This is a genomic window from Candidatus Nomurabacteria bacterium (assembly GCA_023898645.1).
Classification (GTDB): domain Bacteria; phylum Patescibacteriota; class Saccharimonadia; order Saccharimonadales; family Saccharimonadaceae; genus UBA2112.
On sequence record CP060232.1, the window covers coordinates 346254 to 361889 of the forward strand.

Consider the following 15636-nt stretch of genomic DNA (forward strand, 5'->3'; position numbering starts at 1 on the left):
TAATTTTGTCGGGTGTCGTCACTAAATCAGTTAATATTGTACGTCAAACACGAAAGCCATGTACTTGCTAAGTTGTTTTACCTACTGGAATAAAACATAAAAAAACTGTATAATATTCAGGTTATGCCAGAGGTAATACGTGTTACTGGCGCGCGTGAACACAACTTGAAGAACATCAACGTTGAAATTCCGCGCGACAAACTAGTCGTCATCACAGGGCTGTCCGGTTCGGGCAAGTCCTCGCTTGCGTTCGACACGATTTATGCCGAAGGCCAGCGACGCTATGTCGAGAGTCTTTCTAGCTATGCACGGCAATTTCTTGGCACCATGGACAAGCCCGACGTCGATCAGATTGAGGGTTTAAGTCCTGCTATTAGTATTGATCAAAAATCTACTAGTCGTAACCCTCGTTCGACCGTGGCGACCGTTACTGAAATCTATGATTACATGCGTTTATTATTTGCGCGCATCGGTGTGCCTCATTGTCCAATTGACGGTCAAGCGGTGCAGCGCAGGACTCCGCAAGATATCATCGACACAGTGCTGCAGTATGACGATGGCAAGCGTTTGATGATTATGTCACCTATCGTAAAAGATAAAAAAGGCGAATTTGCGCACATACCGGAACAATATCGTCGCCTTGGCTTTGCGCGCGCCCGAGTGGACGGCGTAGTATATGCGCTTGATGAGTTTCCGGAATTACAAAAGAATTATAAACACAACATTGAAATTGTTGTTGACCGCATAGCAATAAGCGATGACATGAAAGGCCGGGTATCGCAGTCTGTAGAGCAAGCGCTCGATATCGGTGGTGGTATTGTCGAAATATTACGAGTCGATGACGATGAAGTGGATGTGTATTCGCAACGCTATGCCTGCGTGGATCATCCTAACGAAGAGATTCCTGAGCTTGAGCCGAGACTGTTTAGTTTTAACGCGCCACAAGGTGCTTGTCCGGTTTGTACTGGACTAGGTAGTCGTCTAGAAGTCGACCCTGATCTTGTCTTTAACCCAAATTTGACCATCAGCGAGGGGGCTATCCGTCCGTATAACCGAGTAAATAGTGACGCTTGGTATATGAAACGTTTAGCGGCGGTTGCCGACAGGCACGGATTTAGTCTGAAAGTGCCAGTGCGTGAATTGTCGGACGAGGCGTTGCAAAAAATATTGTATGGCACGGGTGAAGAAACGTATACCGTTAGCATCGGCGAGGGACGTTCGTATACGTCAACATACGAGGGCGTCATCCCGAATCTAGAGCGCCGACATAAAGAAACAGACAGTGATTTTATGCGTCGTGATATTGAGCGGTTTATGCGTGAACGTGAATGTCACGCATGTCGTGGTGCTAGGTTAAAGCCTGTGGTTTTGGCAGTGACAGTACATGACAAAAACATCATGGATATCTGCCGTCTTGCCGTCGATGATGCGCTAAATTTCTTTAATAATAAATTCAAACTGACCGAGCAAGAAAAAATTATTGCAAATCAGATTCTCAAAGAAATTGTTGCCAGACTTAGCTTCATGAGCAATGTCGGTCTGACGTATCTTGAGTTGACGCGCGCGGCGAATACACTCAGTGGTGGTGAGGCCCAGCGTATTCGCTTGGCAACGCAGATCGGTAGCGGCTTGCAGGGTGTGCTATATGTACTCGACGAACCGTCAATCGGCCTGCATCAGCGTGATAATGACCGCTTGATTGAAACATTGAAGCACCTACGCGATCTTGGCAATACTGTTTTGGTCGTTGAACACGACGAAGACACGATTCGTCATGCGGATTACCTACTTGATATAGGTCCCGGCGCGGGTGTTGCGGGTGGAAATGTCGTGGCTGCTGGTACGCCAGACGAAGTTGCTAAAAATCCTGACAGTATTACTGGCCGCTATTTGGCTGGCGTCGATAAAATTGCTGTACCTAAAAAGCGTCGCGTCACGAATAAAGACAGACGGCTCATCGTAAAGGGCGCGCGCGAGAACAATCTCAAAAACATCGATGTTGTATTTCCGCTTGGCGTCATGACGGTTGTCAGTGGCGTGAGCGGTAGCGGCAAGTCGACGCTCGTTAACGATATTTTGGCAAAAGAGCTATCTGCTCGATTGCATCGTAGTCAGGAAGTGCCCGGCCATCACGATAGCATCGAAGGCATAAGTCAGCTCGACAAAGCGATTGTCATCGATCAGTCGGCCATCGGTCGCACCCCACGATCAAATCCCGCTACCTATACTGGTGTCTTTACTCCTATTCGTGAATTATTTGCCAGCACTCCCGAAGCTAATATTCGTGGCTACAAAGCTGGTCGATTCAGTTTTAACGTTAAGGGTGGCCGTTGCGAAAATTGCCAGGGTGATGGCGTTATCAAAATCGAAATGCACTTTTTGCCAGATGTTTATGTTACATGTGACGTATGCCATGGCAAGCGCTATAACCGCGAAGCGCTCGAAATCAAATACAACGGTAAGACTATTAGCGACGTACTTGAAATGACGGTCGAGCAGGCGGCGGGATTCTTTACTAACATTCCGGTAATAGCGCGAAAACTAGATACTCTTGTTGAAGTTGGTTTGGGTTATATACGTTTAGGTCAGCCGGCCACGACGTTTAGCGGTGGTGAAGCGCAGCGTATTAAGCTTGCAAGTGAACTTAGCCGACGAAGCACTGGCCGTACTATGTACATACTCGACGAACCAACGACCGGTCTTCATAGCGCTGACGTGAAGCGCTTACTGACAATTTTGCAAAAACTTGTTGAGGGCGGCAATACCATGGTTGTCATCGAACATAATCTTGATGTCATTAAGACAGCTGATTACATCATTGATATGGGGCCCGAGGGCGGTAATGGCGGTGGTCAAGTAATTGCCGCTGGTACGCCAGAAGACATAACGAAAGTAGCAAATTCGTTCACTGGCGAATACTTGAAGTCACTCGTAAAATAATTGTCTGTTAATTTTTGCGTAGTCGAGCGAGTAGTTTTTCTCTGGTCTGTTTGTTGCTCAGAGCATGAATTGCCGGGCCGGCAAAAGAGATGATGACGACTAAGATAAAGATAGGCATGACGAGCAGTTCAATACTTATGCCATGATCTTCGAGCCATTTGCCAGCAAAATAACCGACGAGCGGCACACTCGTAGCCCAAATGAAAGCACCTATAGCGTTATAAAACATTAGATGTCGGTAGTTCATATTGGCAACGCCGGCTATGACTGGTACGAACGAGCGTACTGCCGGTACGAAACGCCCTAAGATGATGGCTTTGCCCCCGTGCTTGGCATAAAATTTCTCGGCTTTTTCTACGTATTCATGACGGAAAAGTAATTTGCTTTCTTTCTTGACGTAGCGTTTACCCAGACCTTTGCCGGTCCAGTATCCTATGGTGACACCGGCGAAGTTTGCAATGAAGATCATAGTGATGGCTAGCGAGATGGAAAATTGACCTTTAGCAGCGAAGAGTCCGGCGGCAAATAATATAGTGTCGCCTGGTAAAAAGAAGCCGAAAGGAAAGCCGCTTTCGATAAAAACTACCGTGACAATACCGGGAAGTCCGAGTGAGAGAACGATGTCACTTAATTGATGCATTGTGCTTTATTGTAGCATGACGATTGATCGTTACGGCCGTTCGGGCTGAAACCCATGGTATAATAGTTATGATAGAAGAAACGGAGGAATATGAGCGAAATTACCCTACAGCTGAGTTCCCGGGAAGTCTCCGGAAAAAAAGTTGTCAAATTACGTAAACAAGGCTTGGTGCCAAGTGTTGTCTATGGTGGAAAGTCAGAGCCTTTGAGCACGCAGTCGGGCCTCGTCGAAACAACAAAAGTTGCCCATCAGGCAGGCAAACACTCACCGGTACATCTAGTAATTGACGGCAAGAAAAAGCTGGCAATTATTAAAGACATCGATATCGACCCAGTGAAGCACCAAGTGCGTCATGTCGCTTTTCATACCATCAAGCAGAATGAAGCCATCGTTACGGAAGTACCGATTCATTTGGTGGGCGTGGGCGAAAGTGTTGCCGAAAAAGCAGGGCTTGTCGTACTACAGGCGCTGGAGCATGTAGAGATCAAGGCAAAACCGGCTGACTTGCCGGAGGCTTTGGAGCTTTCCGTTGCTGAACTGGCGACAGACGAAGACAAACTGACACTCGGGGATATTAAACTACCTGAGGGAGTTGAATTTGCTGACCATGAGCAGAATCTAGACTTGGTCATTGCGAATGTTTACGAACCAGGAGCATTGCAGGCCCAAAACGAGGCTGCAGCTGGCGACGCAGAATCAGCTGATGCTGGTGACGTGGGTGCCGATAATGGTGGCGATAGTGATCAAGAAAGCCAAGCTGGAGAGTCTATGCCTGGCGGTAAAGCTCAGGATGAGCCCAAGCAACAAAACGTTGACGCTAACAAATAAAGTCAGAACAGATGAAAATCCGCCCGAAAGGGCGGATTTTTGATTGTCGGTATGACCCGGTATGGCCTGTTATTAATACAGGCCATACCGGGTACGGGTCAGGCGGCAACGTGCTGTGGAAATCGTCCACGGTCTCGACCGGGTCGGCCATGGTATGGCCGCTGATCGAATTTTTTTCTTCTCTTCGGGCGACGTAAGTCACCGTCAGCTGCATTTGCTGGCCAGACAGTCGGGTGGACAATATGTCCATCCGATGTGAGAATTTTGCCACTGCTGTATAGCAGGTGAAAAGCTTTATAGATCATGCGACGTCGACGATGTGCTTTTCTAGATGAATGACGTGAAGTACTGCAGACCATTTGACAGTAGTAACTGTCCGTGAACACTAGGTATTCGAAAATCATGGTGAGATCTGGTCCCATTACGTTTGCAACGTCAAGTTCTTGGAGAACGAGGCGCAGACTTTGTGGCGGACGTGAAAGTCGCCAAAGTATCTTGCGTGTAACTCGTTCAAGCTCTTGTCGGTCATTTGTACATGACGTAGAAGACAATGTGTCACTTCCTGACTCGTTGGGTTATTAGGTGCTATCGCAGGGATATCCTCGCTGATCCTGAGATCATTGCGATGGCGTTATTTTAACCTAATATCTATATAATTGCAAATTAAATGAGTCGGTTCCACACGTGACGTTATGTGTGGAACCGACTCATATCGGCTATGCAGCTTGAAGCTGCCGACGAGCTTGTCTGCCGAAGATAAACAGTTCGTCTTCTGCAAAGTTTGCAGTGCAAGGTAGAGTTGAGAAGTGGTTTACGAGCCTCCTCTTTCCGTCTACCTGTGTGATTGAGATTATCTTTCGGGCTTGCGCTACGCACAGTGCTTCAGATATGAAGCTGTACTCCTTGGCTGTAGGTTCAGACCCTCGATGACGCGGCCACGACATGACGCCACGGATTGCGAGGAATCTGACCAGTTCTTTGAAGTCTTTGAACTCGCCTTCGTCGTAGAATGCGCACTCATCTGCGATTGCCTGAATGTGGCAGATGACACGGTCCATTTTGACCTGGCGGTTTGACGTTCGTTTCCTGGCGGAATCCTGCCTGCTTTCTTCGAGCATGAGGTGCTTGATGAGGCGATCTTGCCGTGCGAGACGACGTTGTTTCTCGCGACGTACGGAGCGAAGATTGCCAAACTCGGAGTCAGTACTGCGCTTTGCCACTGACGTGCCCTTCTCTCGTAATGTACTACTGCCTGGCTAGTATCAACCAGTTGCGCCATCTGGACGCAGCAAAAGTATGCCTTCTTTATACCACATAACGCATAAAATATCAATGTACACTTAAATGTATCCGTTAAATGATTAATTTTGGTCTCGGCAAAATATGGTTGCATTCTGGTTAATGTGCGGTGTTTTAAAGGGGCTGAAAGAAAAAGCCGTCTGAAAATTTAGGAAATAAGTGTTATAATATTTCCTAATGCAAAAGATATTGCTCTATTACAAATTTACGCCAATTCATGACCCAGAAGCGGTAAAGTTGTGGCAAAAAACCCTATGTGAAGGGCTTGATTTACGTGGTCGGATTCTAGTAAGTCGTCATGGTCTTAACGGTACGGTTGGCGGCGATATGGATGATTTAAAAAAGTACATCAAAGCTACTAAGCAGTATCCTGGATTTAAAGATATCGTATTTAAATGGAGCGACGGTAGCCGAGAAGACTTTCCGCGTATGAGCGTAAAAAGTCGGCGCGAGTTAGTCGGTTTCAAAAATTCAGATGATGAATTTGAAGTTGATGAAAACGGCGTAATCGGCGGTGGCAAACACTTAAAGCCTGAACAAGTTCATGAATTGATCGAAAAATATGGTGACGACGTAGTGTTCTTCGATGGTCGCAATGAGCATGAAGCAAAAATTGGTAAATTTAAAGATGCTATCGTGCCGAATACAAATACATCTCGTGATTTTATCTCTGAACTTGAAAGTAGCAAGTATGATGACATCAAAGATAAAAAAATTGTAACGTACTGCACTGGCGGTATTCGTTGCGAAGTTATTAGCGCTATGATGAAAAAACGCGGCTTTAAAGACGTATACCAAATTGATGGCGGTATCGTGAAATACGGTGAAGCATTTGGAGACGATGGCTTATGGGAGGGCTCGCTGCGAGTATTTGATGACCGTATGGTCTTAGATTTCAGCGATCACGCTAAAACAATTGGCGAATGTACTCATTGTGGCGGCCCGACGAACAACTTCGAAAATTGTGCTCGCGCCGAGTGTAACGACCTAGTGCTGATTTGCCTAAATTGTAAGCAAGATCCTGACCTGCTGTATCATACAGTTGCTTGTAGGGCTGTCGTAAAATCTTGACGAGCCGAGCGGGCGGTGCTACCATCGCTGAAGCATGAGCGAAAAGATGAAATCGCAAGAGCACGAGAGCGCGGAACAAGAGCGGCCGGTCGGCCGTTTTTTATTAGAACCTGAAAGTGAAACAGTCGCGAGTTGCTCGTATGAATATGCAGTGCTATTTGCCAATGACAACAAGGACCTGCTTAATCATAGGTGGCGTGCGTCGCGCGTGTCTACCGAAGAGATAAACGGACAGCGTGTCGAACTGGAGTTTGTAGCTAATGACAATGCAACTAATCAATATGTTTGGCATTTATGTGCCAATGACGAACAATACGACTTTTATTGTAATGAAGCTGGTGAGTGCCGTGCGACACATTACGAATTTACATCACAACGAGCAGTGATGAAACGACGGGAAATCACGGAGCCTACAGCACTTGAAGTTCTGCAGGACATTGTAGAATACATGACAAATACAGGTGATTTTTTTAAGAACATGTTAGCCATTCGTGAAGATCTAGAAAGGACACAGTCTGCCATAAAGGAACTTGATGCGAAAAAGAGCGTTAAGACGATTTCGCATGGCGAAGAAAAGAATTTGGCGGCTTTGAAAAGTCATTTATTTATCGCAGGTTTTCCGGTTGGCTCTCGCGACATTAGTAAACGAGGGCCGTTGATTCAATAGATGCTTTGCGCGTCAAAAAGGGCCACCCATTGATCAAGGGTCAATTGGGACGGTTTTGTACCGGAAGTGATTCCGACAGCGCTTTGTGGCATCTTGGCAAAAATCTTGGGTGCTTCGTAACAATGGGCCGTAAATTGACGATAGGCCGGCATGCGATCTGGCACTATGAGCGGTTCGTCTCGTAGTAATAATTCTATGAGTACCGTGTCGACGGCGGGATGCGGCCAATAGTCGGTTCGCTCTAAACGCATGCGGATTCGGGTAGTGTAGAGCGGAGCTATCTGTGCACCAAGCAGGCCCGTAAAACGCTCGTCGTCAATCAGCAATTTATGTGCGAATTGTTTTTGTACAATTAAGTAAATTGCAGTTGGTCTGTTGTCTGATTCGGTCAATTTTCGCAAAATTGGCGAGCTGAGATGAAATGGGATGTTCGAAAATACTTTGTATGGCGTGTTGGGGAGATCTGACTTCAAAAAGTCTTGTTCTATTACTGTAACATTAGAAAATTGCCCGACATTTTCGCGTAGCTTCGCCACTATGCGTGAGTCGTTCTCGTAGGCTATTACCTGCGAGGAGCGCGTAGCTAAAATAGACGATATCACTCCACTGCCAGCGCCGATATCATAAACCGTGTCGGATGATTTGATGTTAGAGTGACCAATCATCTCCTTCATACGTCTAGGACTTCGTAGGAAATATTGAGATTTGTGAGCAATTCGCTTCATACATTGATTATAACCAATTAGGGGCTTTTTACAGCAATCGGAATGGTATACTATTTATAGTTATGGAACAAAAAATTACTCATGCTAGTGAATTGTTAGCTAGGCGTGCTCTACAGGTTCAAAGGGGCGGTGCTAGGGCTGCCGTATTAGGTGTCAACGACGGACTTGTTAGTACACTTTGTCTGGTAATTGGTGTTGCAGCGACTGGTGCCGAGGCTAAGGCTGTGTTAATAGCGGGCTTTGCTGGATTGCTCGCGGGTGCAATCTCTATGGCGGCAGGTGAATGGATATCGGTTAAAGCTCAGGTTGAACTTTTTGAAGGCGTACTGCAAGACCTAAAAGGCATTATGGAAACCGATGGTGATCTTTTGGCAAAAAATTTGGCAAAGAATTTTGAAGATCACGGTATTGATGCGAAATCCGCAAAAAGTGCCGCCGCAGACGTATCTCGAGACAAGAAGTTGTTTACATCTATGTACTCGTCGCAAGTTATAGGTATTAATGACGACGAGCTTGGTTCGCCATGGGTTGCTGCCGTGTCGTCGTTCTTGCTGTTTACCGCGGGTTCTATCGCGCCACTCTTTCCTTGGATGATTGGTCTTCATGGGGTCGCGGGTATTATGTGGGCGGTTGGACTAACGGTGGTTGGCGGCTTATTAGTTGGCGGGTACACCGCACGATCAAGTGGTAAAAGTGTCGTTTATGGCGCTATCCGTCAGTTACTTATTGTTGTATTTGCTTCTATCGTGACATATGGCATCGGTCATCTCTTCGGTGTCGCAATCTCATAGCGGTATAATAGATACGATGAACAAAAAACTTGAGGCCAAGTTAAAAACGCTCCCATTAAGTCCGGGTGTATATTTTCATAAAAGCGCTAATGGCGAGATTATTTATGTTGGCAAGGCGGCGGTCCTGAAAAACCGTGTGCGCCAGTATTTCCAATCGCAACGAGATATGGATGTAAAAACTCGAGCATTAGTAGCGGAAATCGATGATACGGACTGGACAGAAACTGAGTCAGAAATCGATGCGCTATTTTTGGAATCAGAGATGGTGAAACGATACATGCCGCGTTTCAATATACTTTTGCGCGACGACAAGTCTCAAATATACGTGCGTATCGATATGAAAAGTGAATGGCCGACGGTTAGCTTTACTCGTAATCCAGCCGATGACGAAGCGGAGTACTTTGGTCCGTACTACAATGGTTTCGCTATAAAAAAAGCATTACGATATTTACGCCGCGTGTTTCCGTATTACACGAAAGTGCCAAAAACCGGCCAGCGTGAAGACCTAGACACGCACATAGGCCTAAGTCCAGCTCCTAGTACAACGAGCGGCGAATATAAAGCGACGCTTCGCAAGCTTATTCGTTATTTCGAGGGTGGCCGCAAGACTTTGGCAAAGGAAATAGAGAAGGATATGCGTCTTGCTGCCAAAATGCATGATTTTGAAAATGCAGCTCGACTACGTAACCGTTTGAATGATTTGGCGGAACTTCAGCGCAAGATTATGTTTGGTGACAGAGAGTTTTTGGATATAAGTAAGGATCGCGCTCTCGGTGACCTGACTAGCTTGTTGGCACTTCCAAAGGTTCCGGCGCGTATCGAAGGTTACGACATCAGCCATATGGGGGGCGTTAACGTAGTTGCTAGCATGGTGGTGTTTACGAATGGTGTCAGTAATCGCAGTGAGTATCGTAAGTTTAAGATGAGAATCGAGCAAAATAACGACACGGCCAATATGCACGAAACAATCTTGCGGCGATTTAGCCCAAAGAACGTTAAAGAGTGGGGCACGCCTGACTTGATACTGATTGACGGCGGCAAAGGACAGTTGGACGCTGCTATTAAGGCCTTGGAATCTCGTGAACTTCACGTGCCGATTATCAGTATTGCAAAGCGCGAGGAAGAAATCATTGTTCACCAGACACGGTCGAACATTGACACGAAGGTGCTTGAGAGTCTCATAAAAAACCCGACTACGCATGAATATGTAGAAAGATCGGGTGCATACTATGTCGTAAATCTACACCCAGGTCAGCTTAATGCCGGTGCGCATTCGCGTAATTTACGAGGGGGTTCACTTACTAATGCTCATTCCGATGTCGTGAAACTATTCCAACGCATTCGTGATGAGTCACATCGCTTTGCTGTTAGCTACCATACGGTACTTAAACGTCAAAAGCAGACTGCTAGTGATTTAGAAGAGATACCTGGCATAGGTCCAGCCACACGACGTAAACTCATCCGCACGTTTGGTAGTCTACGCGCAGTCAAGTCTGCAACTCCTGAGCAAATCGCCAGTGCAATAGGTGAGTCGAAAGCCAAAAAAATTCAACCATATCTATGATATGCTGGGTCTATGACTGCATTGGACAAGTCTTTTTTTACAGGAAATCGCGAACGGGTTTACGATGAACTGAAGGGCGGCATACTAGCCGTACCTGCGTATACTCAGATGCAGCGCGGCAACGATGCAGCAGCGCATTTTGAGCAAGAAGGCAATTTTTGGTATCTTACGGGCGTCGAACACCCTGACTGGTGGTTACTTATGGATGCAAAGCGACGTCGTTCGTGGCTGGTTGCACCAACCGTAGAGCAGCATCATGAGATTTTTGATGGAAGCTTATCACCTGAAGATGCTAAAAAAATCAGTGGTGTTGATGAAATAATTGATCGACAGGAAGCCGATAGTTGGTTGCGTCAGGTGGCTCGTTCTCATAGGCTTGTTCATACTGTTGATGCGCCTTCCGGTGCCGATAGGTTTGGCTTTACTTTAAATCCGGCGGCGCATGAAATGCATGACAAATTAGAGCGAATTTTCACTAGCGTCAGCGATTTTCGTTTGGAGCTTGCTCGTCTGCGTGCCGTTAAGCAGCTGGTCGAAATAGCTGTTATGCAATCCGCTATCGACCTGACCGTCAAAAGTTTTGCCGACGTTAAGAAAAAAATCGACAGTTATAAATATGAATATGAAGTAGAAGCCGACTTTACATATGATTTTCGTAAATCGGGGGCGCAGGGTCATGCATACGACCCAATTGTTGCTTTTGGTAAAAATGCCTGCACGCTGCACTACATACATAACAATGACAAGTTGAACAAAGGTAAGCTGCTGCTGATTGATATCGGTGCTCGACAAAATGGCTACGCGGCAGACATTACACGCACTTATGCCGTCGGCAAGCCAACAAAGCGCCAACAAGCAGTACACGACGCTGTTCGAGAAGCACAGAAGCAAATTATCGAGCTCATCGAACCCGGGCTTCAGGCGGAAGCCTACTTTAATAAAGTAGACAACATTATGCAGGAAGCTCTGATAAGTCTTGGCTTAATTAGAGATGCTAGCGATCCTGACTATCGCAAATATTTCCCACATTCAATCGGTCACGGTCTTGGTATAGACGTGCATGATGCTCTTGGGCGGCCCGACGCATTTAAGCCGGGTATGGTCATGACGGTGGAGCCCGGTATATACATACCCGAAGAAGGCATTGGCGTTCGGATAGAGGATGACATCTTGATTACCGACAATGGGTATAAAAATCTGAGCGCAAAGCTGTCAACCGACTTATAAACATGCGCTCGACATGCTACAATAACGACAGTTATGCGTAAACAATTCGCAGTATTTCTAGTCCGCTGGCTACTGAATTCATTCGGACTTTGGCTGGCTGTCCGATTATTAGGCACCGGCTATAGCGACGTACAAGTTAATGCTACTCTCAGCGCCTTTTTGCTAGCCGGATTGATTTTTTCTCTGGTCAACACCATCTTGCGACCAATCATTGTCATACTCTCATTACCGGCAATTCTATTGACGCTCGGTTTGTTTATGTTGGTAGTTAATGGCATTTTGGTTTACGTATCGCTCAAACTGGCACCGGGGTTGCAAATGTCATTCTTTAACTCAATTCTTACCGGTATGATACTAAGTCTGATAAACTATATAGTGAGTAGCGTACTAGAGATGAGTACGCATCGAAGGGAGACAACATGACAATCGACGGAATTCTACAATATGTAATGATCGGATCTGGGGTGCTGATGATAGCAAGTATCTTACTACAGCAGCGAGGTGCATCTCTTGGCGCCGGTTTCGGCAGCTCCGGTGAACTCTACACCACAAGGCGTGGGCTCGACAAAAACTTATTTGAAGCAACCATTGTGCTGGCAGTGATTTTTATATTATCAATACTGGCAGGACTGCTGATCCCAGCTTAATTTATTGGTGGAATTTATTGTATGGACAGCAAACGGGCATTGAAGCGGTTCAAACTTAAGAGGCATTCTAAAAAGCTTAAAAAGCATGCTCAAAATATCGAGGAAGCGACTACTCGTCATGCTCATCGGTTCTTAATTAGTCGCTGGGACAAAATTCGCGAAGTTCGCCTACATATCATCATATGGATGGCCGGTGTCGGAGCGTTAATTGCTCTCGTCGGCGTGCAGATGGTGTGGTTTCAACAGAGCTACATTACAAATGCTGCAATAAGCGGCGGTACGTACGCTGAGGCAGTAAAGGGGCCGATTCAGACGCTTAACCCTCTTTTTGCAACAACATCAGCAGAGGTGTCGGCGAGTCATCTGATCTTTTCATCACTCTACGCAAATGACACGACAGGTCATTTAAAAGGCGACCTCGCAGCGAAAATGACCAACAAGTCTGATAAGGTATTCACGGTTAGCATGAAGCCAGGCGTAAAATGGAGCGATGGTAAGCCACTCACTGCCGACGACGTTATTTATACGGTCGAACTTATGAAAAATCCGTCAACTCGTTCGGTACAGGGTGTCAGTTGGCAGGGTATAGGCGTAGTTGCACTTAATAAATATACTGTGCAATTCACGCTGCCGGCAGCGTATGCCGCCTTTCCGCAAGCACTGACATTTGCAGTATTGCCTAAGCACGTACTCAGTAAGATTGACGTGGTGCAAATGAGAGAATCGAAATTTAGCACGGCCCCTGTCGGCAGTGGACCGTTTATTGTGACTTTAGTGCAAACTGTCAGTCAGACAACTGGCGAAAAAATCGTTCAATTGGACACTAATCCCTACTACTATGGCGGCAGACCGCGACTTGACCATTTTCAGCTACACGCATACCCTGACAATCAAAGCATTGCTACCGCCCTCAAAACCGGTGCCGTGACCGGAGCTGGCTCTGTGACAAGCGATATTACTTCCGGTTTGAACGAAAAGGCATACGACACGGTACTTCGTCCGGTGGACGACGGCGTATATGTCATGTTTAATCTTTCACAGCCTTCGTTGAAAGACTCGGTTGTCCGTCGTGCGTTACAACTTGCAACTGACACTAACGCTATTCGTAATCAGGTTTACGGACACCCAGGCGCGCTATATTTACCGTTTATACCAAATCAAGTCATGGGAGCCGACAAAATTACTGCGCCTAAAGTAGACGTTGCCGCTGCTTCTAAGCTGCTGGATGATGACGGCTGGAAAATGCAAAATGGTGTACGTGTAAAGAACGGAACGCAGCTACGTCTCCGCGTGGTTATTCGTGAAAATCCGGACTATGAAGCAGCCTTGCAGCAACTTGCCTCGCAGTGGCAGAAAGTCGGCGTGCAGGTAGACTCGCAGATATTTAACACGTCTGATCCTAGCCAAAACTTTACTACTGATATCTTGCAGCAGCGTAATTACGACGTGCTCATCGACGATCTTGTTATAGGAGGGGATCCGGACGTCTTTGCTTACTGGCACTCGCAGGGTTTGCTGAACTTCTCGGGTTATAACAACAAGAATAGTGACGATGATTTGTCGAGTGCGCGTACAACGTCCGATCAGACGCTGCGCTCGCTTAAATATGTAGCGTTTGCCAAGCAGTGGTTAGCGGATGTCCCAGCTATCGGACTATATCAGCCAAATCTTATATATGTTCATAGTAAAAATACCCAAGCCGTTCAGCCGGAGAATACGGTTGTTAGTGCCGACGACCACTATGCAAACATATTGTACTGGACGGCGTTGCAGGGCTTGGTATATAAAACGCCATAACGACATGGCGGAGATTCGCGATTTTTCACATTTGACTGACCGTCCTGAAATAGAGGACAGGTTGTTTCGTAGTGAAGTAGTAGAGGAAGCTATCGAGGACGTATCGATACGAATTCACGACAAAGAACTTCGACGAATGTTTCGGCAGTGCCTGCCAAATACGCTAGACACAACTACAAGCTATCGTGAGGATGCTGACGGCAAACCAGATACCTTTATTGTAACGGGTGACATACCGGCCATGTGGTTGCGAGATTCAACTAATCAGGTGTGGCCTTATTTACGATTTGCCAAGAGTGAACCTAAGCTTCAGAAAATGTTCACCGGACTAATATTTCGACAAGCAAAATGTGTGTTGATTGACCCATATGCCAATGCGTTTGTCGATCCGCACCTAAAGAATCCACCTGAAACTCCTCACTGGCCACACGGTGACAATTGGCATCCCGGTGTGTGGGAACGAAAATACGAGCTTGATAGTTTGGCGGCTTTTATGCGACTCGTCGTCGGCTACTGTAGAGAAACTGGTGACGAAACGGTTTTGACCGACGAAGTTTTAGAGGCGATTAGATCAGCGGAAGAGGTTATAAGATCCGAACAAAAGCCCGTTACGCCAAAGAACCTTTCCGGCCTTCACAGAGCGATCATGCCAAACGGAGAACCTTTTCGTGTTGGGCGCGGTGAGTTGTTTGGCTATGGTGAACCAGGGTGGGGCGATGGCTTGAGTCGTAATCTTTTCCGTCCGTCGGACGACGAAGCTGAACTGCCGTATCTTATACCAGCAAATGCCATGGCGACCGTTGCCCTAAACGGTATTTCCAGGGTACTTAAGTCGGTAACAAATGAAAGCGAATTGGCGTACGAAAGCGGCTTGCTCGCTCGAAATGTATACGAGGGCATAAAAAAGCATGGCTTTACTAATCATCCCAAATACGGCAGAATCTTTCGGTATGAAACCGACGGATTTGAATCGCAACGGTTGATGGACGATCCAAACGTACCGAGTTTGTTGAGCTTATCATATCTTAATTTTTGCGAATCGACAGATCCGACGTATCTAGCCACTCGAAGTTTTATTTTGAGCCGCGACAACCCGTATTACGCAAGGGGCAAGTACGAAGGGCTTGCTAGTCCGCACACCGGTTTGGGTCGTTTTTGGCCGATCGCGACCATTATGCAAATCATGACAAGTAATGACGATGCAGAAATCAGGTCGTGTTTGAAAACATTGAAAGAAACGCACGATGGTACACACTTTATGCACGAAGCAATTAATGTGAATGATCCGAGTGATTATAGCCGTCCATGGTTTGGTTGGGCGAACTCATTGTTTGGTGAGATGATTTTGGATTTAGCTGAGCGGAAGCCAGAGGTTTTAGTGGGAGAGATTTAGGCAAAATTTTCGTGGAGGTTCGAGGCAATCGAGTCGACCAACGAAAA

At 46.5% G+C, this 15636-nt stretch carries 15 protein-coding genes; 11 read left to right on the forward strand and 4 right to left on the reverse strand.

Going from position 1 to position 15636, the window contains the following annotated elements; genetic code table 11:
• Positions 1-123 precede the first annotated feature (123 nt).
• Positions 124-2940 carry an excinuclease ABC subunit UvrA gene (gene uvrA, locus H6797_01670; GenBank protein ID USN96887.1) on the forward strand — a complete coding sequence of 939 codons (2817 nt, stop codon included), beginning with the start codon at positions 124-126 and terminating at the stop codon, positions 2938-2940.
• A 7-nt stretch (positions 2941-2947) separates the two neighbouring features.
• Here the strand turns inward: uvrA and H6797_01675 are convergent, their stop codons facing one another.
• The gene (locus tag H6797_01675) at positions 2948-3580 is read right to left on the reverse strand and encodes a DedA family protein (GenBank protein ID USN96888.1); all 633 of its coding nucleotides are present in this window, start codon (positions 3578-3580) and stop codon (positions 2948-2950) included.
• 90 nt (positions 3581-3670) lie between these two features.
• On the opposite strand from H6797_01675, the gene H6797_01680 reads away from it, so the two are divergent.
• Positions 3671-4408, forward strand: a complete 738-nt coding sequence (locus H6797_01680) for a 50S ribosomal protein L25 (protein ID USN96889.1) — start codon at positions 3671-3673, stop codon at positions 4406-4408.
• 98 nt (positions 4409-4506) lie between these two features.
• Here H6797_01680 and H6797_01685 read toward each other — a convergent pair whose 3' ends face one another.
• On the reverse strand, positions 4507-4959 hold the full coding sequence (locus tag H6797_01685; GenBank protein USN96890.1) for a hypothetical protein: 453 nt from the start codon (positions 4957-4959) through the stop codon (positions 4507-4509).
• Between the two features lie 165 nt (positions 4960-5124).
• On the reverse strand, positions 5125-5628 hold the full coding sequence (locus H6797_01690) for a hypothetical protein (protein USN96891.1): 504 nt from the start codon (positions 5626-5628) through the stop codon (positions 5125-5127).
• 256 nt (positions 5629-5884) lie between these two features.
• On the opposite strand from H6797_01690, the gene H6797_01695 reads away from it, so the two are divergent.
• Complete coding sequence (locus tag H6797_01695) at positions 5885-6778, forward strand: rhodanese-related sulfurtransferase (GenBank protein ID USN96892.1); 894 nt, start codon at positions 5885-5887, stop codon at positions 6776-6778.
• Positions 6779-6812: 34 nt separating this feature from the next.
• Positions 6813-7445 carry a hypothetical protein gene (locus H6797_01700; GenBank protein USN96893.1) on the forward strand — a complete coding sequence of 211 codons (633 nt, stop codon included), beginning with the start codon at positions 6813-6815 and terminating at the stop codon, positions 7443-7445.
• On the opposite strand, the gene H6797_01705 is transcribed toward H6797_01700, so the two are convergent.
• Complete coding sequence (locus H6797_01705; GenBank protein USN96894.1) at positions 7439-8170, reverse strand: rRNA adenine N(6)-methyltransferase family protein; 732 nt, start codon at positions 8168-8170, stop codon at positions 7439-7441. The two genes, H6797_01700 and H6797_01705, sit on opposite strands and share 7 nt — an antisense overlap.
• A 62-nt stretch (positions 8171-8232) precedes the next feature.
• Here H6797_01705 and H6797_01710 point away from each other — a divergent pair, with 62 nt between their 5' ends.
• From H6797_01710 to H6797_01740, 7 genes are read left to right on the forward strand one after another with little or no spacing between them, the layout of a single operon-like run.
• Positions 8233-8961 carry a VIT1/CCC1 transporter family protein gene (locus tag H6797_01710; GenBank protein ID USN96895.1) on the forward strand — a complete coding sequence of 243 codons (729 nt, stop codon included), beginning with the start codon at positions 8233-8235 and terminating at the stop codon, positions 8959-8961.
• A gap of 16 nt (positions 8962-8977) precedes the next feature.
• Complete coding sequence (locus H6797_01715; GenBank protein USN96896.1) at positions 8978-10525, forward strand: excinuclease ABC subunit UvrC; 1548 nt, start codon at positions 8978-8980, stop codon at positions 10523-10525.
• 12 nt (positions 10526-10537) lie between these two features.
• Positions 10538-11752, forward strand: coding sequence for an aminopeptidase P N-terminal domain-containing protein (locus H6797_01720; protein USN96897.1), 1215 nt, complete (start codon positions 10538-10540; stop codon positions 11750-11752).
• A 33-nt stretch (positions 11753-11785) separates the two neighbouring features.
• Positions 11786-12175 carry a phage holin family protein gene (locus H6797_01725; protein ID USN96898.1) on the forward strand — a complete coding sequence of 130 codons (390 nt, stop codon included), beginning with the start codon at positions 11786-11788 and terminating at the stop codon, positions 12173-12175.
• Complete coding sequence (gene secG, locus H6797_01730) at positions 12172-12399, forward strand: preprotein translocase subunit SecG (GenBank protein ID USN96899.1); 228 nt, start codon at positions 12172-12174, stop codon at positions 12397-12399. Before H6797_01725 ends, secG begins: the two co-directional genes overlap by 4 nt.
• 21 nt (positions 12400-12420) lie before the next feature.
• The gene (locus H6797_01735) at positions 12421-14196 is read left to right on the forward strand and encodes a peptide ABC transporter substrate-binding protein (protein ID USN96900.1); all 1776 of its coding nucleotides are present in this window, start codon (positions 12421-12423) and stop codon (positions 14194-14196) included.
• A gap of 4 nt (positions 14197-14200) precedes the next feature.
• On the forward strand, positions 14201-15589 hold the full coding sequence (locus H6797_01740; protein USN96901.1) for a glycoside hydrolase family 125 protein: 1389 nt from the start codon (positions 14201-14203) through the stop codon (positions 15587-15589).
• Positions 15590-15636: the final 47 nt, after the last annotated feature.

Excerpts from the sequence above, each read along its gene's own strand:
- H6797_01735 (USN96900.1), top strand. The coding sequence starts at position 12,421 with ATGGACAGCAAACGGGCATTGAAGCGGTTCAAACTTAAGAGGCATTCT.
- H6797_01725 (USN96898.1), top strand. The coding sequence starts at position 11,786 with ATGCGTAAACAATTCGCAGTATTTCTAGTCCGCTGGCTACTGAATTCA.
- H6797_01680 (USN96889.1), top strand. The coding sequence starts at position 3,671 with ATGAGCGAAATTACCCTACAGCTGAGTTCCCGGGAAGTCTCCGGAAAA.
- H6797_01710 (USN96895.1), top strand. The coding sequence starts at position 8,233 with ATGGAACAAAAAATTACTCATGCTAGTGAATTGTTAGCTAGGCGTGCT.
- H6797_01695 (USN96892.1), top strand. The coding sequence starts at position 5,885 with ATGCAAAAGATATTGCTCTATTACAAATTTACGCCAATTCATGACCCA.
- uvrA (USN96887.1), top strand. The coding sequence starts at position 124 with ATGCCAGAGGTAATACGTGTTACTGGCGCGCGTGAACACAACTTGAAG.
- H6797_01740 (USN96901.1), top strand. The coding sequence starts at position 14,201 with ATGGCGGAGATTCGCGATTTTTCACATTTGACTGACCGTCCTGAAATA.
- H6797_01705 (USN96894.1), bottom strand. The coding sequence starts at position 8,170 with ATGAAGCGAATTGCTCACAAATCTCAATATTTCCTACGAAGTCCTAGA.
- H6797_01720 (USN96897.1), top strand. The coding sequence starts at position 10,538 with ATGACTGCATTGGACAAGTCTTTTTTTACAGGAAATCGCGAACGGGTT.
- H6797_01675 (USN96888.1), bottom strand. The coding sequence starts at position 3,580 with ATGCATCAATTAAGTGACATCGTTCTCTCACTCGGACTTCCCGGTATT.
- H6797_01715 (USN96896.1), top strand. The coding sequence starts at position 8,978 with ATGAACAAAAAACTTGAGGCCAAGTTAAAAACGCTCCCATTAAGTCCG.
- secG (USN96899.1), top strand. The coding sequence starts at position 12,172 with ATGACAATCGACGGAATTCTACAATATGTAATGATCGGATCTGGGGTG.
- H6797_01700 (USN96893.1), top strand. The coding sequence starts at position 6,813 with ATGAGCGAAAAGATGAAATCGCAAGAGCACGAGAGCGCGGAACAAGAG.